Source organism: Burkholderia sp. JP2-270 (genome assembly GCF_003233675.1).
GTDB classification, from domain to species: Bacteria; Pseudomonadota; Gammaproteobacteria; order Burkholderiales; family Burkholderiaceae; genus Burkholderia; species Burkholderia pyrrocinia_C.
Genome location: NZ_CP029825.1, coordinates 961,860 through 982,249 on the forward strand (window position 1 = coordinate 961,860; position 20,390 = coordinate 982,249).

Genomic DNA, 20,390 nt, shown 5'->3' on the forward strand with positions numbered 1-20,390 from the left:
CCGTCAAGCGGCGCCGATACAGCGCTGCGTCCACGCATCGAGCGCAGCATCGTCGAAGCCGACCGCCGCCGCGCTGTCACGGATCTGCCGCCACGTCGCGCGGTCGACCGGAATGCCGCCGGCGCCGCGCGCGGCGCGACTCGCTTCCTCCGGCTCGCCGGGCACCTGCACCCGCGCATCGCCCGCCTGCGGCGACGCCTTCGCCCATGCGACGAACGCATCGGCTTCACGCTCGGCATCGGCCGCGTCGAACGCTTTCGGATCGATCAGCACCGACAGCATCCCGTTCACGATCGCGCTCGTCTTCTGCAGCGTGTCGCCGTACGTCGTATGCCCGCCGACGAGCGCACCGCCGAAAATCTCGCACATCGCCGCGAGTGCATAGCCCTTGTGCAGCCCGAACGGCAGCAGCGCGCCGAACGGCTGCTCGTGCATCACGGCCGGATCGTCGGTCGGCTGGCCGCGATGGTCGATCAGCGCCCCGGCCGGCACGCGCTTGCCCTGGTTGTGCGCGACGCGCGTCTTGCCGTACGCGATCGCGCTCGTCGCGAAATCGAGCAGCAGCGGCGCCCGGCCCGCACGCGGATACGCGGCGCAGAACGGGTTCGTGCCGAAGCGCGGATCGGTGCCGTGCAGCGGCGCGACCAGCAGGTCGCCCGGCACGTTGACGAAATGGAACGACACGAGCCCCGAGCGCGCGCACTGCTCGGCCCAGTGCCCGATGCGGCCGAGGTGATGCACGTCGCGCAGCCCGATCGCACAGATGCCCATGCGCCGCGCGCGCTCGATCCCCTCGACCATCGCCTCGAACGCGATCACCTGGCCGAAGCCGCGGCCGCCGTCGACCGTCAGCACCGCGCCGCCGTCGCGGACGATCGACGCGTGCCCGTTTAACTGCAACTGCCCTTCCCGCCACGACGCGACGTAGTTCGGGATCATCCCGATCCCGTGCGAATCGTGGCCCGCGAGATTCGCGCCGACCAGGTGATCGGCGACGAGCCGCGCTTCGCGCTCGCTGCTGCCGGCCCGTTCCCAGAGTGCCGCGACGAATGCATGCAGCGGTTCGGCACGCATGCGCAGCGGTTCGGTATCGGGCGTCGGCAGTGCGGTCATCGGCAGGGTTCCGTCAGGTCGGATCGGGTTGGGCAATCGGGACGTCGAACGATCGCGACGATCAGCGCGCGGTCGCGATCACGTCGGCAACCGCCGCGGTCAGCTTCTTCGCGTACGGCACGTGCAGGAACTCGTTCGGGCCGTGCGCGTTCGACTTCGGCCCGAGCACGCCGCACACCATGAACTGCGCGGACGGGAAACCTTCCTGCAGCACGTTCATCAGCGGGATCGTGCCGCCGAGGCCCATGTACGCGCAGTCCGCGCCGAAGTGGCGGCGCGACGCGGCGTCGAGCGACGACGCGAGCCACGGCGCGAGATCCGGCGCGCTCCAGCCCGTCGCGGCGCCCGCGTCCGGCTTGAACGTGACCTTCGCGTTGTACGGCGGATCGAGTTCGAGCAGTTCCTTCAGCTGTTGCACGGCCTGCGCGGCATCGACGAGCGGCGGCAGGCGCAGCGACAGCTTGAACGCGGTGCGCGGACGCAGCACGTTGCCCGCATCGGCGAGCGCCGGCATGCCGGCCGCGCCCGTCACCGACAGCGACGGACGCCACGTCGAATTCAGCAGCGCCTCGCGCGGATCGGTCGTGGTCGGCAGCACTGGCTTGCCGTCCGCGCCGCACGCCCACGGCAGCCCCTTCCACACAGCGTCGCCGAGGATCGCGGCGGCCGCGTCGGCTTCGCGCACGCGGCTCGACGGGATCTCGCAATGGAACACGCCCGGCAGCAGGTTGCCGTTCTTCGCGTCCTCGAGACGCTCGAACAACTGGCGCATCACGCGGAAGCTCGACGGCGCGATGCCGCCGTAGACGCCCGAGTGAATGCCTTCTTCCAGCACCTCGACCTGCAGGTCGCCGGACACGAGCCCGCGCAGCGACGTGGTGAGCCACATCTGGTCATAGTTGCCGGCGCCCGAATCGAGACACACGACGAGCGACACCTGGCCGAGCCGGTCGCGCAGCGCGTCGACGTACGGCAGCAGGTCGTAGCTGCCCGATTCCTCGCAGGTCTCGATCAGACCGACGCAGCGCGGCCGCTCGACGCCCTGCTCGTCGAGCGCGCCGAGCGCCGCGAGGCTCGCGTAGATCGCATAACCGTCGTCCGCGCCGCCGCGGCCGTACAGCTTGCCGTTCTCGAACTTCGGCGTCCACGGGCCGAGGTCCGCGCGCCAGCCGTCGAATTCGGGCTGCTTGTCGAGATGGCCGTACAGCAGGATCGTGTCGGTGCTGCCCGGGCGCGTGGCCGGCGATTCGAAGAAGATCACCGGCGTGCGGCCCGGCAAGCGCACGATCTCGAGTTTCAGGCCCTTCACGGGCTGGCGTTCGGCCCACTGCGCGGCATCGGTGACGACGCGCTCGAGATAGCCGCGCTTCTCCCAGTCGGGGTCGAACGCGGGGCTCTTCGCGGGGATCGCGATGTAGTCGGTCAACGCGTGGAGGATTTCATCGTTCCACTTGCGCTCGATGAAGGTAACGAGCTTGTCATGGTCGAGGACGGGGGTCGTGTCGACGGAGGTCATGGTGGGGGTGCCTGGATCGGGCTGACGAAAATCCAGATCATACGCCGTTGATCCGCCGTCCGCGCCCCTTCCGCGTGCGTTCAGACCGCCTGCGGGAACGCGTCGCGCAGCCCGGCCGCGCACGCGAGCGCGTCGTCCCACAGGCGCCGCGTCAGTTCGCCGGCATCCTCTTCGCGCGCGAGCGCCGCGGCTTCGCCCGACCACAGCAGCGAGAAATCGTCGCGGCCCCGCCGCTCGAACGCACCACGCAGCGGATCGACCGCGGCCGTCGCGAGCGGGAACGCGGGTGCGAGCGCACTCATCGGCCCCTGCTCGCGCATGAAGCGCGTCAGCAGTCCGCGCGCGGGGCGGCCCGTGTACAGGTTGGTCACGCGCGTGCCGTCGTCGCGCGCGGCACGTATCGCCGCACGATGCTGCGCCGAGCGGCCGGCCTGCGGCGTCAGCAGGTAGCCGGTGCCGATCTGCACCGCACGCGCGCCGAGCGCGAACGCGGCCGCGATGCCGCGCCCGTCGGCGATCGCGCCGGCCGCGATCACCGGCGCACGCACCGCGTCGACGATCTGCGGCAGCAACGCGAACAGGCCCGGTTGCGCGTGGATGTCGTCGGTCAGGAACATCCCGCGATGACCGCCGGCCTCCGCGCCCTGCGCGACGATCGCGTCGACGCCGCGCGCATCGAGCCAGCGCGCTTCCTCGACGGTCGTTGCGGACGAAACGACCCGCGCGCCGGTGCGCCGCACGCGGTCGAGCAGCGTGTCACCGGGTAACCCGAAATGGAAGCTCACGACGGCCGGCCGCAACTCCTCGACGACCGCGCACATCGCATCGTCGAACGGCGCGCGGCCGGCGCCACCCTTCACGTCGGCCGGATCGAGCCCGGCTTCCGCGTAATAGCCGGCGAGCGCCGCGCGCCAGCGCGCGTCGACCCCCGCGTCGGGCGCCGGCGGCGTATGGCAGAAGAAGTTCACATTGAACGGCGCGGGCGTGCGCGCCCGGATCGCCGCGATCTCGTCGCGCAGCTGCTGCGGGCCGAGCGCCGCGCATGCCAGCGAACCGAGCCCGCCGGCTTCGCACACCGCGATCGCGAGCGGGCTCAGCGAACCGACCATCGGGGCCTGGATCAGCGGCAAACGGGAAGGCAGCATCGTCATCGGAGTCTCTTTTCGGAATGGTCGGAATGCGTGGCCATCGCAAGCGTCGGCGGCCGTTCAGACGGCCGGTTGCCCCGGCAGCCGGCCGACCCACGCGGCAAGCTGCGCTTCGCCCGCTTCATCGAGCCTGCCCTCGAGCACACCGTACCACGGCGCGATCGCGTCGGCCGGCTGCGTGGCCGTGAGGACCTCCAGGCTCTTTTCCAGGAATGTCGGAAAGAACGGAATGCCGCGCATGTGCAGGAACGTCGAATCGGTGATGCGCACCTGACCGTACACGTCGCGAATCCACGCAAGATGCGGCAGCGCCTCGTGAAGATGGCCGCCTTGCATCAGCGCGGAAATGAAGTTCACGCATGCGGCGACGTCCGACTGCTCGCGCGTTTCATGATTGACCTGGGCGGCCTTTTGCATCCACGCTTCGCCGCGCTCCACCTCGGCGCACATCACCGACGTCGTCGCGAGCTGCACCGCGTTGTGCGCGCTCGGCTCCTTGTCGAACAGCGCCAGCCAGTACTGGAACGCCTCCGGGAGCGATGCATCGCCGAATACGCGAGCGCGCAAAGCCGCGCCGCATCGGCGAGACGCTCGGCGTGCGGCGCGGCACCCGCGATCGCGGCCTCGTGCCGGCCGGCCTGGTAGGCCGCCAGCGCAGGCGCAAGTTCGGGCGCGACGTCGGGGCCGTTTTGCTGTTCCCGCGCCTCCTGCCCGCCGGTCGAAGGCACCTGCGCCGCCGTCGACGCCTCGTCGCGCGGCTTCTTTCCGAACAGCTTTCCCAGCAAGCCCATGATGGTTTTCCTTTTTGTTGTCACGCATGAACGGCGCCGTGCGGCGCCTGCTATCTTCCGCCGCGATCCATCCCGCGCCGGTACGCGGCCGGGCTCGTCGCCGCGACGCGCCGGAAATGCCGGCGCAACGATTCCTCGGAGCCGAACCCCGCGCGCGCCGCGACCTGCGCGAGCGGCAGCGCGGGTTGCGCTTCGAGCATGTCCTTCGCGACGTTCACGCGTTCGCGGATCAGCCACGCGAGCGGCGACATCCCCGTCGCATCCGCGAACTGGCGCTGCAGCGTGCGCGTGCTCATCGCGGCCTGCGCGGCGAGCGACGCGAGCGTGTGCGGCTCGGCCGCATGCGCGCGCATCCAGTCGATCAGCTTCGCGAGCCGGTCGCTGCCGCCCGGCGCGACCGGACGCGGCACGAACTGCGCCTGCCCGCCGTCGCGATGCGGCGGCAGCACGAGACGTTGCGCGACACGGTTCGCGATGGCGCCGCCGTGATCGCGGCGCACCAGATGCAGCAGCATGTCGAGCCCCGCCGCCGAACCGGCCGACGTGACGATCTGCCCTTCGTCGACGTACAGCGCATCGGGATTCACGCGCAGCGCCGGGTAACGCGCCTGCAGGCGCTGCGCGTAACGCCAGTGCGTCGTCACGGTGAGCCCGTCGAGCACGCCGGCCGCCGCCAGCACGAACACGCCCGAACAGATCGAACAGAGCCGCGCGCCGCGCCGATGCGCGGCCCGCAGCTTCTTCAGCAGCGGCTCCGGCGGCAGTTCGTCCGGATCGCGCCAGCCGGGAATCACGATGGTGTCCGCGCGATCGAGCGTCGCGAGCCGGTACGGCGCGGCGACCGTGATGCCGCCCGCCGCGCGCACGGGCCCCGGCTCGCTCGCGCACACCGCGAAGCGATACCAGTCGACCCCGAGTTCGGGACGTTCGAGTGCGAACAGTTCGACCACGCAGCCGAATTCGAACGTGCAGAGGCGATCGTAGGCGAGCGCGACGACGAGATGATTGTGCATGGCGCGATGTTACCGGAACTTGTCGATCGCGCCACTGCCGCGAACCGCGCCGAACCGCGATACTGCCCTCCATCCCGGCGCATTCCGCGCCCGTTCATCCAGGAGAGCCTGCCCATGTCCTTCGTCACCGACGTGCCCGCCGCCGACAGCCCCGCCGCCCTCGTGCATTTCGAGGCATCGCTGCGATTCGAGACCGATTGCTGGGACGTGCACGACGCGCTCGCGTCCGGCGCGCCCGATTTCGTGCTGCTCGACGTGCGCGGCCCCGACCAGTTCGCCGCCGGCCACGTGCCCGGCGCGCGCAACCTGCCGCGTCGCAAGATCGTCGCGGGCAAGCTCGCCGGATATCCGGCCGACACACTGTTCGTCGTCTACTGCGCGGGCCCGCACTGCAACGGCGCCGCGCGTGCGGCGATCGAACTCGCGCGCCTCGGCCGCCCCGTCAAGCTGATGATCGGCGGCGTGACGGGCTGGCTCGACGAAGGTTTCGCGTTGAGCAACGAACTGCAGCCGGCGGACGCCGAAGCCCGCTGATCGTTATTAAAAACGCAACAATCAATTGCCGGCACACAAACGGAAAAAGCGCGACAATCGGCCCCATTGCAGTTCGGACGGAGCAGCACAATGAATGATGCAGTCCTGATTCAAGTGGCCGGTTCGGTCGTCGCGATCGCGCTCTATTTCCTGCCGGCCGTCATTGCCGACCGGCGCGGCCGACACGACAAGCTGACGATCGCGATGTTCAACGCGCTGTTCGGGTGGACCGGCATCGGCTGGCTGATGACGCTGTACTGGGCGTGCCAGCCGAACCCGCGCACCGATGTCGCGCAAACGATCCTCGCGAAGCGCCGCGGCATCAGCATGCGGACCTTCTCGACCGGCCTCGTCGAACGCGTGCAGCGCCGCGTCGCCGCCCAGGAGCAATGGGCGGAGAAGCAAGGCTGCCGTTAAGCCCCTCTTTCCCCTTCACCGTGCCGCGTCGAACTTCGGCATTCTGACGTTGGTCGACGCGCGGTAATTCCACGTCAGCCCGCCGCGCGGCGGCCAGCCGCCCGCGCGCAACCACGCCGCGAACGCCCCCGCCGTCACCGCCCGCGCGATCCGCTCGCCCGGGCACCCGTGCAGCCCCGTGCCGAAGCCGAAATTCGGTCCGGCGGCGCGGCCGGGCATCAACCGGTGCGGATCGCGATGCACGGCCGGATCGCGGTTCGCCGCGGCGAGCACGACGAGGATCGCGTCGCCGGCTTCGACGGTCACGCCTTCGATCGTCGTGCGCGACGCGACGAAGCGGCGCGTGTTCTGCACCGGCGCATCGAAGCGCCCGACTTCGGCGACGAACGCGTCGAGCACGGTATCGTCCGGCGCGTTGCGCGCGGCTTCCGCTTCCCCGTTCCATGCCGCCAGCGTGTTGCCGAGCCACGCGGCCGTCGCCTCGCAGGTCTGCGACAGCAAGCCGACGAGATTCGCGACCAGCGCGCCGCTCGCCTGCCAGCCCGACGCGCGGGCCGCCTGCTGCACCGCAGCGACGAGCGTGCCGTCGTGCGCGTGCGTCTGCGCGACGCGCTCGCTCATCCGGTCGAGCAGTTGCCGCGCGCCGTCGCTCGCGCGGGCCAGCGCGGCCGCGTCGGACAGCGGCGACAACGCGGCGACGAAGTCGACGACCCGCGCCGCGATGTCGTCGAGCTGCGTCTCGTCGAAGCCGAGCAGATCGGCGACCGCGCAGACGGGCACCGTCATGCACCACGCATTCAGCGCGTCGGCATCTCCCGGCGCCGGCAGCCGCCGCGCGGCAAGCTGCGCGGCGCGGGCGCGCAGCCTGGCCGTGTCGACCGGCGCGAACGCCGTGCGCAGCGCCTGCTTCGGCACGTCGTGCCGCAATGCGCCGTCGTTCATGCGCACCAGTTCGCCGAACAGCGCGCCGGCCGTCGTGCCGCGCAACGCGGGCGGCACGGGCGCGTCCAGCGGACGCACGCGGCACGCCGGATGGCCGAGCACGGCCGTCACGGTCGCCGCGCGGCTCGCGACCCACAGGCCGAGCGCGGCGTCGAACGCGAGCGGCGGCCCGTCGACGAGCGCCGCATAGTAGGGATAGGGATCGCGGTGCGTCACCGCGGCAATGGGATCGGTCGGGTTCGGGTTCATGCGAGCAGTATCGGCGCAGTGCGCTGCCGCATGTTTCGGGCTCGCGTGAAATGTCGTCGCGTGGGCGCTGCGTATCGCATGCATTGCACGCATTGCAGCATTGCAGCATCGCAACGGCAGGCAGGCCTCAGGCAGCCGACCGGTAGCGTTGCGACTGCATGCGCATCCGGACGCTCCCGGCCGAAATCGCGCGCGGCTCCAGCACCACCGTGTCATGGTGGAACATTTCCTGCCGGAACTCGCCGTTCTCGTCGAACCACTGGCAGATGAGCCAGTCGGCGTCATCGAACACGACCGGCCCGGCATAGGTGACGGTCATGCGCGGCCCGCCCGTTTTCAGCGTCACGACATCGCCGACGCGAAACCTGACGCGCTGATTTTCTCGGATCGTCATCGCTCTCTCGATTTTTATATATTGATATTCCCGGCGGCCCGCATAACCGGTCATTTGAATATGCCGCAGATTAGCAACCAAAAAAATAACCGGCAACTCCTGCGTACGAAAATTCGCCGATTGCAAGAATGCAACAATGCGCGGTATCGGCACGCGCCGCGGAAGGCCGACTGCCAGATTCGGCGCGGCTTGCGAGCAGAATCCGGTCGAACCGGCGGAATGCGGAGAATAAACGATGATTTTCGCGTCGTCATCGGTGTTTAAATCCGACGCGAAATCGGTTGATTATTGTCAATCAATGCTTCGACTGGGAACGATCCCGCGTTTTATTTGTGATCATTCCCCGAATATAATCGGCGAATTATCGGGCGCCGCAAACCAGCGATTGATATCGCGCCCCGGCACGGCCGCCTGGGTGAACGTGAACGTGCCGTCGCGCGCCATCTCCGTCGCAGCGCGCAGGAACGCGCCGAGCGCGGCCCGCGCCAGCGCGCCGCCGACGCTGACGCGCTTCACGCCGAGCGCCGCCAGCTCGTCGAGGCTCAGCAACCCGCCCTGCAGCCCCATCACGACGTTGACGGGCGCGCCGACCGCCTGCGTCACCGCCGCGATCTCGGCGGCGTCGGTGATGCCCGGCGCATACAGCACGTCGGCGCCCGCGTTGCGATAGGCGACGAGCCGCGCGATCGTGTCGGCGAGGTCGCGACGGCCGTGCAGGTAGTTTTCGCAACGCGCGGTCAGCGTGAACGGAAACGGCAGCGCGCGCGCCGCGTCGACGGCCGCCGCGATGCGCTCGACTGCCGCGTCGCGCGCGTAGATCGGCGCATCGGCGCGGCCCGTCGCATCCTCGATCGAGCCGCCGACCGCGCCGGCCTCGGCCGCCAGCCGGATCGTTTCAGCCACCGTGTCGGGCGCGTCGCCAAAACCGTTCTCGAGATCGGCGCTCACCGGCAGACCGCCCGCGGCGACGAGATCGGCGATGTGATCGAGCATCGCGTCGCGGTCGATCGCGTTGTCGGGCTGCCCTTTCGAAAACGCGTAGCCGGCACTCGTGGTGGCGAGCGCCTCGAAACCGGCCATCGCGAGCAGGCGGGCGGTGCCGGCGTCCCACGGGTTCGGGATGATGAAGGCGCCGGGGCGCGTGTGCAGCGCGCGGAAAATTTCGGCTTGGCGGGCTTGCAGGTCGGAACGGGTCATCGCGGACTCCCGGAAGGTGTTGACGAGTGAGCTTACGCCGGTCGTGCATGCGACGTTTCAGCGATGGCCGAAATGTCGTCGTGCGACAGGAAGAAGTCGGGGTCACGCCACCGGCCGGCGGCAGCGAGCGGGCACCCAAGCCCACCCGCCTTCGTTCACTTCGATGCGGGCTGCGCGCCGTCGATGCCGAGCAATACGTCGGAGACGGCCTCGGAGAACCGCATCGCGCGGCCGCCGTTCAGCCCGCGAGCTTCTTGGTCAGGAAAACGCGCGTGTGCCCGACCGGATAATCCGGCAGCTCGCCGAAGCGGACATAGCCGCGCTTCTCGTAGAAAGGCCGCGCCTGGAAATCGAACGTATCGAGCCATGCACTGTGACATCCGCGCGCGACGGCCTCCGCTTCGGCCAGATCCATGATGCGCGTGCCGGCGCCCTGGCCGCGCGCTTCCTCGGGCACCACGAGCAGGTCGACGTGCAGCCAGCCGAACGCCGTACCGCCCCACAGGCCGCCGACCACCGCGCCTTGCGCATCGGTCACGAGCACAGCCAGCGGACGAAAGTCGGCCGGGCCGGCCCGGCTTTCGTTGAAGCGGACGAGCGGCGCGACGATCTGCTTGCGCGCGTTCGCATCGCCCGCGTCGGTCACCTCGTATGTGAACGTCATCGATTGCGTCGGGTTGAAGTGGGTTGAGTCGTGAACGACGCACGGCCGAAGCCGCACGCCGCGTCAGACGACGTAAGCGCCCTTCGCGTGCAATTCGGCTTCGGTGCGCTCGAGCGCCGCGATCGCATCGCTGCCTTCGAGCGCGAGCAACTGCGCGACCAGCGCCTCGGCCATCGCATGCGCGGCCACCAGCGACGGAAAGAACGACGGGCTGTCGTGCGTGAAGATCAGTTGCGCGTCCGCGTGCAGCGCAATCGGCGACACCGCGCTGTCGGTGATCGCGACGATCCGGCTGCCCTGCGCCTTCGCGGCCTGCGCGACGCGCGTCGCTTCCGCCGAATACGGCGCGAAGCTGACGACCACGGTCACGCTCTGCTTCGCGATCGTCCGCAGTTCCATTTCGAGCGAACCGGCAACGCCGTTGAGCAGCGACACGGTCGGGCGGAACAGCCGGTAGCCGTACACGAAACCGAACGCGACCGGATAACACGAGCGGAACCCCGCGACATGCACATGCGACGCCTTGCGGATCAGCCTCGCCGCATCCGCGAGCGCGTGCTCGTTCTGCGCGGCGGTGGCCGACAGGTTGTGCTGCTGCGCGGCAAGCAGGTCGTGCGCGAGCGACGCCTTCGCGTCGGGCCGCACGAGCGAGCGCGCACGCTGCGTGAGCGGCTCGGGGCGCGTGCGCACGCGCGCGACGCACAGGTCGCGCAGTTCGTTCCAGCCGGGGAAGCCGAATTGCTGCGCGAGCCGCACGAGCGACGCAGGCTGCACCTGCGCGCGCTGCGCGACCTTGCGCATCGACGAGGTGGCGACTTCGTCGGGATGATCGAGCAGGAATGCGGCGCCCGCCTGGAATTGCGGGCTCAGCTCGGAAAATTGCGCCCGGATCCGGGACGCGAGTTCGTCGAAATTGGCGGCCATCTTGGTGGGAACGGGAACCGGTCGTTCATGGTATCACCGGCCCCGCGCGCACCGGTCAGCGCAGCACTTCGACGTGGTCGGCGTCGACCTTCACCTTGCCCGACCACTTGCGCTCGAATTCGCCGGTCAGCTTCACTTCGCTCTTGTCGCTGACGGGCTGGCCGGCCGCCCACAGCTTGTTGTCGATCTCGACGCGGATCGTGCCGGTCGCATCGGCGAACTCGAAGTCCTCGCCGCCGGCATGCTTGACGATGCGCCCCTGCAACTGCACGTGCTGATCGTCCTTGCCGTTCGCGAGCAGTTCCTTCACGGTCGTCGTGGTCAGCGCGGACGGCCCCGTGTATTGCGCGTAGACGGCGGCAGGCAGCGTGGCGAGCGCGACCGTCAGGATTCTGGCCAGATGTTTCATGATGTCGATCCTCTTCTTCGATGTGATGCCGCGCCCCGTTGAACGCGACGGCGCCAGATTACGGACCGTAAGATTAAGCAAACCTGAAGGTCGTGCCGAAGCGACACGGTGCCGCATCGGGCAGAGTCGAAAGCCCGCCGCACGCCGCGCGCATTTAAGCCTGGCCTAAGATGCGTGCGCTTATCATGAGAACCCCGGGCGCCGCGGCGCCCTGCTGAAGAGACACGAATCCATGCGCGTACTGCTCGTCGAGGACGATCCGCTGATCGGCAGCGGGCTCGAACAGGGCCTCAAACAGGAAGGCTTCGCGGTCGACTGGGTGAAGGACGGCGACGCAGCGTCGCTCGCGCTGCGCTCGACCGGCTACGGCCTGCTGCTGCTCGATCTCGGCCTGCCGAACCGCGACGGCCTGTCGGTGCTCGCCGCGCTGCGCCGCCGTGACGAAACCCTGCCCGCGATCATCATCACCGCACGCGACGGCGTGCCGGACCGCATCGCCGGCCTCGACAGCGGCGCGGACGACTATCTCGTCAAGCCGTTCGAGCTCGACGAGCTGCTCGCCCGCATCCGCGCGGTCACTCGCCGCCATGCGGGCCGCGCGCAGACGACGCTCGCGATCGGCCCGCTGCGGCTCGATCCCGTCAAGCACCTCGTCTGGCTCGACGGCGAAGAAGTGCCGCTATCGCCGAAGGAGTTCGTCCTGCTGCACGAGCTGATGCGCGAGCCGGGCGCGGTGATTTCGCGCGAGCAGTTCGAGGAGCGGCTGTACAGCTGGGGCGAGGAAATCGAAAGCAACGCGGTGCAGGTGCACATCCACAACCTGCGCAAGAAGCTCGGCCACGACATGATCCGCACGGTGCGCGGCGTAGGCTACCGGATCGGTGACGGCACATGACGGGCATGCAACGCGCGATCGCGCGCTGGCGCAACGCGTCGCTGCGGCGGCGCCTGCTGATGTGGCTGCTGCCGGCCGCGTGCGTGATCGGCCTGGTCGCGAGCGCGGGCACCTACTGGGGCGCGCTGCGCGAACTCGACGACCTGCTCGACGACCAGATGCGCAGCATGTCGAAGCAGATTGTCGTCGGCCCGAACGGCGAGCTGTCGTTCAGCAACCGCGCCAACGGCAAGCACGGCTTCGAGGCCAGCGATCCCGATGCCGTGCTGCTGCAGGTCTGGCGCAACGGCACGCTCGTGTATTCGACCGACCGCGATTCGAAGCTGCCGCCGCCCGCGCAGACGGGCATCGCGAGCATCGACGTCGGCGGCCAGCCGTGGCGCACCTACGTGACCGAGCGCGGCGGTACGACGATCCGGCTCGCGCAGGCGCGTCACGCGCGATGGGAAGCGATTGCAGGCATCGCCGTGCACCTGCTGTGGCCGGTGTTCTCGATGCTGCCGGTGCTGGCGATCGGTCTGTGGTTCGGCATCGGCGCGGGGCTGCGGCCGCTGCGCACGATCGCGTCCGGCCTGAAGCGCAGGAATGCGAACAATCTCGAACCGGTCGACGTCGCATCGATGCCGAACGAGGTCCGCCCGCTCGCCGAGGCGATCAACGACCTGCTCGCGCGGCTCGACCGCTCGTTCACGCTGCAGCGGCACTTCATCGCCGATGCCGCGCACGAGTTGCGCACGCCGATCATGGGGCTGTCGATCCAGTCGAATCTGCTGCGGCGCGCGACGACCGCCGACGAGCGCGAGCGTATCCTCGCGCAAATCCATGCGGGCACGACGCGCCTCGGCCACCTCGCCGAACAGCTGCTGACGCTCGCGCGCCTCGAACCCGATGCGCAAGCGGCCACGTCCGCGTCAGCGCCCGTCGATCTCGCCGCGCTGTGCCGGTCGGTGGTCGCGGACCGCGCGCGCGTCGCCGACGCGCACCGGATCGATCTCGGCGCGATCGTCGCAGCACCCGTGATCGCCGCGGGCAATGTCGACACGCTGCGCGTGCTGCTGAACAACCTCGTCGACAACGCGATCCGCTATGCGGGCGACGGCGCGCGCGTCGACGTGTCCGCGCGCATCGACGGCACCACGCCCGTGCTCGAAGTCGCCGACGACGGCCCCGGGATCCCGGAAGCCGAGCGCACCGACGTGTGGGAACGCTTCTATCGCGGCGAGGGTGCGCAGGCGGCCACGTCGTCGGGCAGCGGGCTCGGGCTGTCGATCGTCAAGCGGATCGCCGAACAGCATCGCGCGACGGTCGCGCTCGGCACCACGCGCGGCGGGCGCGGGCTGACTGTCACGGTGCGCTTCCCGGCACCGGTCTGATGCGCGCGTGGCGGGCGGCTTTTCCACAGATTATGTTGGCAAGCTTGTGGACAACCTTCCATTAACGGCACCAAGCCGTTGATCGGAAAGGGTTTGTCACGCGTGCGCGGCAAACGCGCCATGCGGTCGCGAATATACGCATGTTTGCCGCCGACCCGGCCTCGACTCAATCGTCGTAGCCGATCCGCTCGACCCGCAGGCCGGTCGAGGTTTCGAGGATGCTGGCGTGCTTCTCCACGCGGCAATACAGAAGGCCCGGCGGCTAGTCGTCCGGCCTGGGTCGGGTTCGGTCCTCTTCATGAACGATGACGTTCACGCCGAGTTCATGAAACGGCAGCCGGCATACATCTCGACGCAGCTTCATCGCGCGCTCGGCGACAGTCCGACTTACCTGAACTACGCGATCCGGGAATCGACGCAAGGTTGGTGTCGCGCCCGCCGATCGCGAACGCGCAGTTCTCCACAGAAAATGTTGGCAAGCTTGTGGATATCCTGCGCACCGCAACGCTAAACCCTTGATCCGATGGACTTTGGCATGCGTGATGCAGACGAGGCGCGTGCGATGACCTTCGCGCGCACCGCATCGCCGCACTTCGCATCACGACGCCACGGCGATGCACATCGCGATCGCCGCACGCGTGCCGGCCATGCGCCGCGCCACTTACCCACAGTTTTTGTTGGCAAGCTTGTGGATATCCTGCGCAAGCATGCGCTAACCCGTTGATCGGCCAACGGTTCATGAGCTGCGTCACCATTTCGGCAACATGCGGCGCGAGCATACGCGAATACGGAATGATCCGGCGCGCCGCCCGCTCCTTGACGCTCGCGCCCGCCACGCGTCACTATCACGCGAGCCGCACGCGGCCGCGCATCGCCGGTTTCGCGCGTCGGCGCAACGTGCCGGCCGTTCCGCCGGCGCCGCACCACGACATATCACTCCGAGGAAGGCCATGGAACACTTCACCGCGTGGCAGTTGCTCGTCTCGCTCGTGCTTGTCGCCGTCGTCGTCTATCCGTATATCCGCATCGTCCGTCGCACCGGGCATTCGGGCTGGTGGATCCTGGCGATGTTCGTCCCGGTCCTGAACTTCATCATGTTGTGGGTGTTCGCGTTCGCGCGCTGGCCCGCCGTCGACGATCGGCAGCGCTGAACGCCGCGACGGCGGATGCTCGGGCTTGTCCACAGATTTTGTTGGCAAGCATGTGGATAGCCTGCGCATACCGCGACCAAGCGCTTGATCCGTAAGACTTTGTCCGCACCGCTTCGAACGCGGCACGCCGCCGGCAAATCGTCGGCCGCGCAGCGTTTCTCCGCGTGACGCGCCGCCTGCCGCGCGTGCGAACCGGCTTGTCCACAGATTTTGTTGGCAAGCGTGTGGATAGCCTGCGCATACCGCAGCCAAACGCTTGATCCGCAAGACTTTGTCCGCACCGCTTCGAACGCGGCACGACAGCGCGCGTCACGACGAACGCGGCCGCCCGCGGGCTTGTCCACAGATTTTGTTGGCAAGCATGTGGATATCCTGAGCATGCGCGACCTAAGTCGTTGATCGCACAACGTTTGGTCGCGCGGGTCACGACTGCGGCACGGCGTGCATGCGCATCCCGTCGCGCACGCCGCACCGCTCCGCTCAACCGAATGCCGCAACCACGACGCGCGCGACGTCGGCGATCACATCGTCCTTCGCCCGCGCATCGGCACGCGCCTGCGTGTAGTACACGGCCAGCACGATCGGCGCACGCGACGGCGCCCATACGACGCCCGCGTCGTTCGTCGTCCCGTAGTCGCCGGTGCCCGTCTTGTCGCCGACCGTCCACCCGGCCGGCACGCCCGCGCGGATCCGCTTGTCGCCGACCTTGTTGCCGCGCAGCCACGTGACGAGCTGCGCACGCTGCGCGGCCGGCAATGCATCGCCGAGCGTCAGCACGCGCATGCTCGCGGCCATCGCGGCCGGCGTCGTCGTGTCGCGCAGGTCGCCCGGCAGTGCGGTATTCAGTTCGGTCTCCCATCGATCGAGCCGGAACGTGTCGTCGCCGATCGAGCGCGCATATGCGGTCACCGCCGACGGGCCGCCGATCAGCTTCATCAGCAGGTTCGCGGCCGAGTTGTCGCTGTACTGGATCGTGGCCTCGCACAGTTCGGCGACCGTCATGCCCACGCCGACATGTTTCTCCGTCACCGGCGAATAGTTGACGAGATCGGCCTTTCCGTACGTCACGCGCTGTTGCAGCAATCCTGGACGCGCGACGCTCTGCGCGAGCACCGCCGCACTCAGCATCGCCTTGAACGTGCTGCAGAACGGGAAGCGTTCGGCGGCGCGATGCGCCACGCGCCGGCCGCTCGCGGTGTCGATCGCGCACACGCCGAGACGGCCGCCCGCATCGCGTTCGAGATCGGCAAACGTCGCAGCGGCGGCAGCGGACGCCACAGCCGCCGCTGCGTCCGTGGTCTCGTCCGGCGCAGCAGCCTGCGACGACGCACACGCCGCGACGGTCAGGGCGAGCGGCGCCGTCGCGGCGGCCAGCAACAGGGTTCGACGTTTCGATGAGTAGGTCATGTCGGTTGTCTCGTGATGGAAGGGACGCGAAATGGTGTTGAAAACGGCCGGCCGCCGAGACAGCACTATCGGGACTTTACGGTTGCCTGACAAGCAACGATAATTGAGCGCTGACAAAAGAAAATCTTATGACGAAGCTCCGCCCTCATCTTCCGCTCAATGCGCTGCGCGCGTTCGAATCGTCCGCGCGCCACCTGAACTTCACGCGCGCCGGCCTCGAGCTGAGCGTGACCCAGGCCGCGGTCAGCCAGCAGGTGCGCTCGCTCGAGGAACGGCTCGGCTGCATGTTGTTCACACGGCTGCCGCGCGGCCTCGGGCTAACCGACGAGGGGCGCGCGCTGCTGCCCGTGCTGAGCGATGCGTTCAGCCGCATCGAGACGGTGCTCAAGCAATTCGACGGCGGGCGTTTCCACGAGGTGCTGACGCTCGGCGTCGTCGGCACCTTTGCCATAGGTTGGCTAATGCCACGGCTGAAGCAGTTCGGCGATACGCACCCGTTCGTCGAGCTGCGGCTGCGGACCAACAACAACGTCGTCGACCTCGCCGCCGAGGGCCTCGACTTCGCGATCCGTTTCGGTGAAGGCAACTGGCCGGCGACGCGCAACGAGCGCCTGCTCGATGCGCCGCTCACCGCGCTATGCGCGCCGGAAATCGCGCGGCGCCTTGCGCAGCCGGCCGATCTCGCGAATGAAACGCTGCTGCGCTCGTACCGCACCGACGAATGGCTCGGCTGGTTCGACGCCGCGCAGCTCGAACCGTGGACGGTCAACGGGCCGGTGTTCGATTCGTCGCGGCTGATGGTCGAGGCGGCGATGCAGGGCGCGGGTGTCGCGCTCGCGCCGGCCTGCATGTTCGCGCGCGAACTGCAGCTCGGCCTGCTCGCGCGGCCGCTCGACATCGACGTGCATGCCGGCGGCTACTGGCTCACGTCGCTGAAGTCGAAACCGCTCACGCCCGCGATGGCGCTCTTTCGCGACTGGATCGCGGCCGAAGCGGCCGACACGGCGCCGGCCGCGTAACGCGGCTGCGCTTGTCCACAGAAAGTGTTGGCAAGGATGTGGATATCCTGGGTACCCGGGATCTAAGCCCTTGATCGCGCACGAATTACCGCCGCGAAGCAGACATCGGGCAGCCCGTGCGCACGGGCCTCGCACGCCGATCGCGTTCAGGCCCGATCCTCAACCATCGCGACGCAATCGATTGCGAGTTGTCCACAGATTTTGTTGGCAAGCCTGTGGATATCCACCAGACCAGACGCGTAACATCTTGATACACAAGGGGATTCGATTGACGGACCTTGACGGGTCAATGATGCGGCAGCGCAAGGTCATTCGAACCGCGCCCCGGGTACGCGCCGCGCGCCCGGCCGGAGACCGGCCGGTTCTCCACAGATTGTGTTGGCAAGCTTGTGGATATCCTGCGCATCGGCCGCCTAACTCATTGAGCGCAAGGGGATTTGCGCTTCGTCTGCAGAATCGGGCAGCGCCGGCGCCGCCCGTGCGGCGAGCGCCGGCGCAATCCATGCGTCAATGCCGGTCGAGCCCACCGCGCAATTCGCTCGCCTTGTCGCGCAGCGCCTCGTAACCCGAACGCGCATGCTCGGGCAGGTCGGGATCGCCGATCAGGGCGCCGAGCGTTTCGATCAGGCTGAACAGGATGCCCTTCGCCGCGCCGACCGCGATGCTCTGCGATTCGATCGACTTGTGCAGGTGGTCGACCGCCGCTTCCAGATTCTCGAGCTTCTGTTCGCCGTCGTCGGGCCGGTTGTCGGTCGTCATCTTCTACCTCCGCCATCGTTCAAGGGTCATGTCACGATTCTATGCCGCTGCGTGCAAACGTGGCGCGACATCGCGCAACGTTTGCACGTCGCCGCACTACAGCACCGCGATCACCTTCACGCGGCCCGGCTGCTCCGCCGACGCGACGACCTGGCCGTCGACGCGGCGGAACGTCAGCGATATGGTTTCGTCGCCGACGCGCAGCGCATCGATCCGCAGCCAGTCGACGCCTTCCGGCAGCGCCGGGCGCTCGACGCGCACTTCGTGGCGCAACGCGTCGATGCTTACGCCGAGGCACGCCTGCAGCATCATGAACGGCGCACCTGCCGCCCACGCTTGCGGCAGGCACGCAACCGGATACGCGGTCGGCGGTTCGCCGCGCCGGCGCGGGAACCCGCAGAACAGCTCGGGCAGCCGCATCTCGAAGCTCACCGCCGCCTCGAACAGCGCGCGCAGCAGGTTCACCGCGGCCGTCTTGTCGCCGTAGCGCGCGAGGCCGCGTGCGATGAGCGCATTGTCGTGCGGCCACACCGAGCCGTTGTGATACGCCATCGGGTTGAAGCGCGGCTGGCCGGCCGCGAGCGTGCGGATGCCCCAGCCCGTCTGGAACAGCGCCGAGCCGAGCACGCCGGCGACCGCCGCGCCGCGCTCGGCGTCGGGCAGCCCGAACGCGAGCAGGTGGCCCGCGTTCGATGCGAACACGCGGCACAGCTCGCCATGACCGTCGAGCGCGATCCCGTAGAAATCGCCTTCCGGCACCCAGAACAGCGCGTCGACCTGCTCGCGCAGCGCCTTTGCGCGCAGCGCGTAGCGCGTGGCGTCGGCCGCGTGGCCGCGCCGGTGCGAGCATGCCGACATCGCATCGAGCGCCGCGCACGCATACGCCTGCACTTCGACGAGCGCGATCGGCCCGTCCGGGAAGCGGCCGTCCGCATGGAACACCGAATCGTGGCTGTCCTTCCAGCCCTGGTTCGCGAGACCGCGCTCCGACGTGCGCTGATAATCGAGCAGTCCGTAAGGATTGCGGTCGCACTTGTCGATCACCCATTGCGCGGCGCGCTCGAGCGCGGGCCACAGCTCGTCGATCAGCGCATCGTCGCCGGTGCGTTCGACATATGCGCCGGCCAATACGATGAACAGCGGAGTCGTGTCGACGCCGCCGTAGTACAGCGCGAACGGCACCTCGCCCGTCGCCGCCATCTCGCTGCGGCGGAACTCGTGCATGATCTTGCCGGGCTCCGCGTCGCGGAACGCGGACGTCTCGCGCGCCTGGTGCTCGGCCAGGAAACGCAGCACGCCGCGTGCGAGCGACGGCTGCAGCCACAGCATCTGCAGCGACGTGATCACCGCGTCGCGGCCGAATGGCGTCGAGAACCACGGAATGCCCGCATACGGGTACGGCCCCGTGTCGAGCTGCGTCGTGAGCAGCCCGAGATCCGCGAGCGAACGGTCGAGCCATGCGTCGAACAGCGGATTGCCGGTATTCACGCGCGCCATCGATTCGCGCCGCGCGCGCATCTCGCGGTGCACGCCGACAAGCGCGGTGCGCAACGCGACGCGGCCACACCCTGGCGCTTCGCTGTGCGCCGGGCCGAGCGTCGCGTCGACGGTCAGATAGATCGACAGGCACGCCTGCGCGGCGATCGTCAGCGTGTAGTCGGCGCGATCGACCGACAGCGCGTCGGGTGCCGGCGAGAAATGCACGGTCACGTTGCGCTCGACGCCGTCGAGGCCGTCGTAACGCAGCCGCACCGCACCCGCGTCGACGCGCGGAGCGGCCACCGTGCCGCGCTTCGGGCGCTGCGTGCCGCGCACCTCGAACATGTCCTTGAAATCAGCCGCGAACGACAGCGACAGCGGCACCTCGGCTTCGCTCGCGCCGTAGTTCGTCAGCGTCAGCGCTTCGTACAACACGTCGCCCGCGAGCACGCGCATCCGTTCGATATGGATCACGCCCTCCGGCGTCTCCTTGCCGCCGAGCGGCGGCAAGGGGCGGTTGGTCAGGTGTGCGGTAAACGATGCGTTGTCGGCGCTCGTCGCGCCCGACAGCAGCGACGGCGCGCGGCCGCCGAACGTCAGGCGCCATTTCGACAGCACGCGCATGTCGTCGACGAACAGGCCGTCGTCGTGACCGCCGATGTCGCCGAGCGCGTCGCCGACCACGAATGCGTCGCCGGATTTCAGCACGTACTGGTTGCCGCGCGCGAGCGCCTGCGGATCGGCCTCGGGCGCGATGAATGCGGGACCCGACGCTGGGGTCGGGGCAACAGGCGCGACTTGCGGCGCCTGCGTCGTCGTGGCTTCGGCGTGATTCGGCATCGATGCTCCTGTGTCGAGGCGCAACGCGCGGCGCGCGTCACGTGTTTCGCACAGGATAGGCCAGAACGGGGGACGCGCGCAGCGACGAAACGGCCGCGACGCCATGCGACGTTACCGTCGCCGCATGGCGTCGCGGGCCGGCGCCGATGCGGGCGC

At 68.8% G+C, this 20,390-nt stretch carries 20 protein-coding genes and 1 pseudogene; 7 read left to right on the forward strand and 14 right to left on the reverse strand.

What is annotated here, in order from left to right; translation table 11 throughout:
* Positions 1-3: 3 nt before the first annotated feature.
* The 5 genes and pseudogenes from DM992_RS22225 to ftrA form a co-directional block, all read right to left on the reverse strand.
* A complete protein-coding gene (locus DM992_RS22225) occupies positions 4-1,113 on the reverse strand; it encodes a malate/lactate/ureidoglycolate dehydrogenase (protein WP_111018662.1) in 1,110 nt (369 codons plus the stop codon).
* Between the two features lie 61 nt (positions 1,114-1,174).
* On the reverse strand, positions 1,175-2,629 hold the full coding sequence (locus DM992_RS22230; RefSeq protein WP_111020349.1) for a M20 family metallopeptidase: 1,455 nt from the start codon (positions 2,627-2,629) through the stop codon (positions 1,175-1,177).
* Between the two features lie 80 nt (positions 2,630-2,709).
* Positions 2,710-3,780, reverse strand: coding sequence for a nitronate monooxygenase (locus DM992_RS22235; RefSeq protein ID WP_111018663.1), 1,071 nt, complete (start codon positions 3,778-3,780; stop codon positions 2,710-2,712).
* A gap of 57 nt (positions 3,781-3,837) precedes the next feature.
* Positions 3,838-4,568: pseudogene (locus tag DM992_RS22240) on the reverse strand (hypothetical protein).
* Positions 4,569-4,618: 50 nt separating this feature from the next.
* Positions 4,619-5,581 carry a transcriptional regulator FtrA gene (gene ftrA / locus DM992_RS22245; RefSeq protein ID WP_072444261.1) on the reverse strand — a complete coding sequence of 321 codons (963 nt, stop codon included), beginning with the start codon at positions 5,579-5,581 and terminating at the stop codon, positions 4,619-4,621.
* A gap of 114 nt (positions 5,582-5,695) precedes the next feature.
* Between ftrA and DM992_RS22250 the strand changes: the two genes are divergently transcribed.
* Positions 5,696-6,115 (forward strand): rhodanese-like domain-containing protein, encoded by a 420-nt coding sequence (locus DM992_RS22250; protein ID WP_111018664.1) that lies wholly within the window; start codon positions 5,696-5,698, stop codon positions 6,113-6,115.
* 90 nt (positions 6,116-6,205) lie between these two features.
* Entirely contained in the window at positions 6,206-6,532 is a 327-nt protein-coding gene (locus DM992_RS22255; RefSeq protein WP_034180582.1) for a superinfection immunity protein, read from the forward strand.
* Between the two features lie 15 nt (positions 6,533-6,547).
* Here the strand turns inward: DM992_RS22255 and DM992_RS22260 are convergent, their stop codons facing one another.
* The 6 genes from DM992_RS22260 to DM992_RS22285 form a co-directional block, all read right to left on the reverse strand.
* Positions 6,548-7,723, reverse strand: coding sequence for a cytochrome P450 (locus DM992_RS22260; protein ID WP_111018665.1), 1,176 nt, complete (start codon positions 7,721-7,723; stop codon positions 6,548-6,550).
* A gap of 127 nt (positions 7,724-7,850) precedes the next feature.
* On the reverse strand, positions 7,851-8,117 hold the full coding sequence (locus DM992_RS22265) for a YodC family protein (RefSeq protein ID WP_111018666.1): 267 nt from the start codon (positions 8,115-8,117) through the stop codon (positions 7,851-7,853).
* Positions 8,118-8,453: 336 nt separating this feature from the next.
* Complete coding sequence (locus DM992_RS22270; RefSeq protein ID WP_111018667.1) at positions 8,454-9,314, reverse strand: isocitrate lyase/phosphoenolpyruvate mutase family protein; 861 nt, start codon at positions 9,312-9,314, stop codon at positions 8,454-8,456.
* Between the two features lie 238 nt (positions 9,315-9,552).
* The gene (locus DM992_RS22275) at positions 9,553-9,978 is read right to left on the reverse strand and encodes a GNAT family N-acetyltransferase (RefSeq protein ID WP_111018668.1); all 426 of its coding nucleotides are present in this window, start codon (positions 9,976-9,978) and stop codon (positions 9,553-9,555) included.
* 63 nt (positions 9,979-10,041) lie between these two features.
* The gene (locus DM992_RS22280; protein ID WP_047902647.1) at positions 10,042-10,902 is read right to left on the reverse strand and encodes a MurR/RpiR family transcriptional regulator; all 861 of its coding nucleotides are present in this window, start codon (positions 10,900-10,902) and stop codon (positions 10,042-10,044) included.
* Between the two features lie 55 nt (positions 10,903-10,957).
* Positions 10,958-11,311: a NirD/YgiW/YdeI family stress tolerance protein gene (locus DM992_RS22285; protein WP_111018669.1), complete on the reverse strand. Its 354-nt coding sequence runs from the start codon at positions 11,309-11,311 to the stop codon at positions 10,958-10,960.
* Positions 11,312-11,543: 232 nt separating this feature from the next.
* Between DM992_RS22285 and DM992_RS22290 the strand changes: the two genes are divergently transcribed.
* The 4 genes from DM992_RS22290 to DM992_RS22305 all read left to right on the forward strand — a co-directional run bounded on the left by DM992_RS22290 (position 11,544) and on the right by DM992_RS22305 (position 14,730).
* On the forward strand, positions 11,544-12,206 hold the full coding sequence (locus tag DM992_RS22290) for a response regulator (RefSeq protein WP_111018670.1): 663 nt from the start codon (positions 11,544-11,546) through the stop codon (positions 12,204-12,206).
* On the forward strand, positions 12,203-13,579 hold the full coding sequence (locus DM992_RS22295; RefSeq protein ID WP_111018671.1) for an ATP-binding protein: 1,377 nt from the start codon (positions 12,203-12,205) through the stop codon (positions 13,577-13,579). Before DM992_RS22290 ends, DM992_RS22295 begins: the two co-directional genes overlap by 4 nt.
* Positions 13,580-14,114: 535 nt before the next feature.
* Positions 14,115-14,303 (forward strand): hypothetical protein, encoded by a 189-nt coding sequence (locus DM992_RS41750; RefSeq protein ID WP_162631711.1) that lies wholly within the window; start codon positions 14,115-14,117, stop codon positions 14,301-14,303.
* 226 nt (positions 14,304-14,529) lie between these two features.
* Positions 14,530-14,730 carry a hypothetical protein gene (locus tag DM992_RS22305; RefSeq protein WP_111018673.1) on the forward strand — a complete coding sequence of 67 codons (201 nt, stop codon included), beginning with the start codon at positions 14,530-14,532 and terminating at the stop codon, positions 14,728-14,730.
* Between the two features lie 480 nt (positions 14,731-15,210).
* Here DM992_RS22305 and blaPEN-bcc read toward each other — a convergent pair whose 3' ends face one another.
* A complete protein-coding gene (gene blaPEN-bcc, locus DM992_RS22315) occupies positions 15,211-16,137 on the reverse strand; it encodes a PEN family class A beta-lactamase, Bcc-type (protein WP_111018674.1) in 927 nt (308 codons plus the stop codon).
* A 128-nt stretch (positions 16,138-16,265) separates the two neighbouring features.
* Here blaPEN-bcc and penR point away from each other — a divergent pair, with 128 nt between their 5' ends.
* A complete protein-coding gene (gene penR / locus DM992_RS22320; protein ID WP_111018675.1) occupies positions 16,266-17,156 on the forward strand; it encodes a beta-lactamase transcriptional regulator PenR in 891 nt (296 codons plus the stop codon).
* A gap of 507 nt (positions 17,157-17,663) precedes the next feature.
* Here the strand turns inward: penR and DM992_RS22325 are convergent.
* Both DM992_RS22325 and DM992_RS22330 read right to left on the reverse strand, forming a co-directional pair.
* Positions 17,664-17,915, reverse strand: coding sequence for a hypothetical protein (locus DM992_RS22325; RefSeq protein WP_034180596.1), 252 nt, complete (start codon positions 17,913-17,915; stop codon positions 17,664-17,666).
* Positions 17,916-18,011: 96 nt separating this feature from the next.
* Positions 18,012-20,234 carry an amylo-alpha-1,6-glucosidase gene (locus DM992_RS22330; protein ID WP_111018676.1) on the reverse strand — a complete coding sequence of 741 codons (2,223 nt, stop codon included), beginning with the start codon at positions 20,232-20,234 and terminating at the stop codon, positions 18,012-18,014.
* Positions 20,235-20,390: the final 156 nt, after the last annotated feature.

Excerpts from the sequence above, each read along its gene's own strand:
- DM992_RS22225 (WP_111018662.1), bottom strand. The coding sequence starts at position 1,113 with ATGACCGCACTGCCGACGCCCGATACCGAACCGCTGCGCATGCGTGCC.
- DM992_RS22230 (WP_111020349.1), bottom strand. The coding sequence starts at position 2,629 with ATGACCTCCGTCGACACGACCCCCGTCCTCGACCATGACAAGCTCGTT.
- DM992_RS22235 (WP_111018663.1), bottom strand. The coding sequence starts at position 3,780 with ATGACGATGCTGCCTTCCCGTTTGCCGCTGATCCAGGCCCCGATGGTC.
- ftrA (WP_072444261.1), bottom strand. The coding sequence starts at position 5,581 with ATGCACAATCATCTCGTCGTCGCGCTCGCCTACGATCGCCTCTGCACG.
- DM992_RS22250 (WP_111018664.1), top strand. The coding sequence starts at position 5,696 with ATGTCCTTCGTCACCGACGTGCCCGCCGCCGACAGCCCCGCCGCCCTC.
- DM992_RS22255 (WP_034180582.1), top strand. The coding sequence starts at position 6,206 with ATGAATGATGCAGTCCTGATTCAAGTGGCCGGTTCGGTCGTCGCGATC.
- DM992_RS22260 (WP_111018665.1), bottom strand. The coding sequence starts at position 7,723 with ATGAACCCGAACCCGACCGATCCCATTGCCGCGGTGACGCACCGCGAT.
- DM992_RS22265 (WP_111018666.1), bottom strand. The coding sequence starts at position 8,117 with ATGACGATCCGAGAAAATCAGCGCGTCAGGTTTCGCGTCGGCGATGTC.
- DM992_RS22270 (WP_111018667.1), bottom strand. The coding sequence starts at position 9,314 with ATGACCCGTTCCGACCTGCAAGCCCGCCAAGCCGAAATTTTCCGCGCG.
- DM992_RS22275 (WP_111018668.1), bottom strand. The coding sequence starts at position 9,978 with ATGACGTTCACATACGAGGTGACCGACGCGGGCGATGCGAACGCGCGC.
- DM992_RS22280 (WP_047902647.1), bottom strand. The coding sequence starts at position 10,902 with ATGGCCGCCAATTTCGACGAACTCGCGTCCCGGATCCGGGCGCAATTT.
- DM992_RS22285 (WP_111018669.1), bottom strand. The coding sequence starts at position 11,311 with ATGAAACATCTGGCCAGAATCCTGACGGTCGCGCTCGCCACGCTGCCT.
- DM992_RS22290 (WP_111018670.1), top strand. The coding sequence starts at position 11,544 with ATGCGCGTACTGCTCGTCGAGGACGATCCGCTGATCGGCAGCGGGCTC.
- DM992_RS22295 (WP_111018671.1), top strand. The coding sequence starts at position 12,203 with ATGACGGGCATGCAACGCGCGATCGCGCGCTGGCGCAACGCGTCGCTG.
- DM992_RS41750 (WP_162631711.1), top strand. The coding sequence starts at position 14,115 with ATGCGTGATGCAGACGAGGCGCGTGCGATGACCTTCGCGCGCACCGCA.
- DM992_RS22305 (WP_111018673.1), top strand. The coding sequence starts at position 14,530 with ATGGAACACTTCACCGCGTGGCAGTTGCTCGTCTCGCTCGTGCTTGTC.
- blaPEN-bcc (WP_111018674.1), bottom strand. The coding sequence starts at position 16,137 with ATGACCTACTCATCGAAACGTCGAACCCTGTTGCTGGCCGCCGCGACG.
- penR (WP_111018675.1), top strand. The coding sequence starts at position 16,266 with ATGACGAAGCTCCGCCCTCATCTTCCGCTCAATGCGCTGCGCGCGTTC.
- DM992_RS22325 (WP_034180596.1), bottom strand. The coding sequence starts at position 17,915 with ATGACGACCGACAACCGGCCCGACGACGGCGAACAGAAGCTCGAGAAT.
- DM992_RS22330 (WP_111018676.1), bottom strand. The coding sequence starts at position 20,234 with ATGCCGAATCACGCCGAAGCCACGACGACGCAGGCGCCGCAAGTCGCG.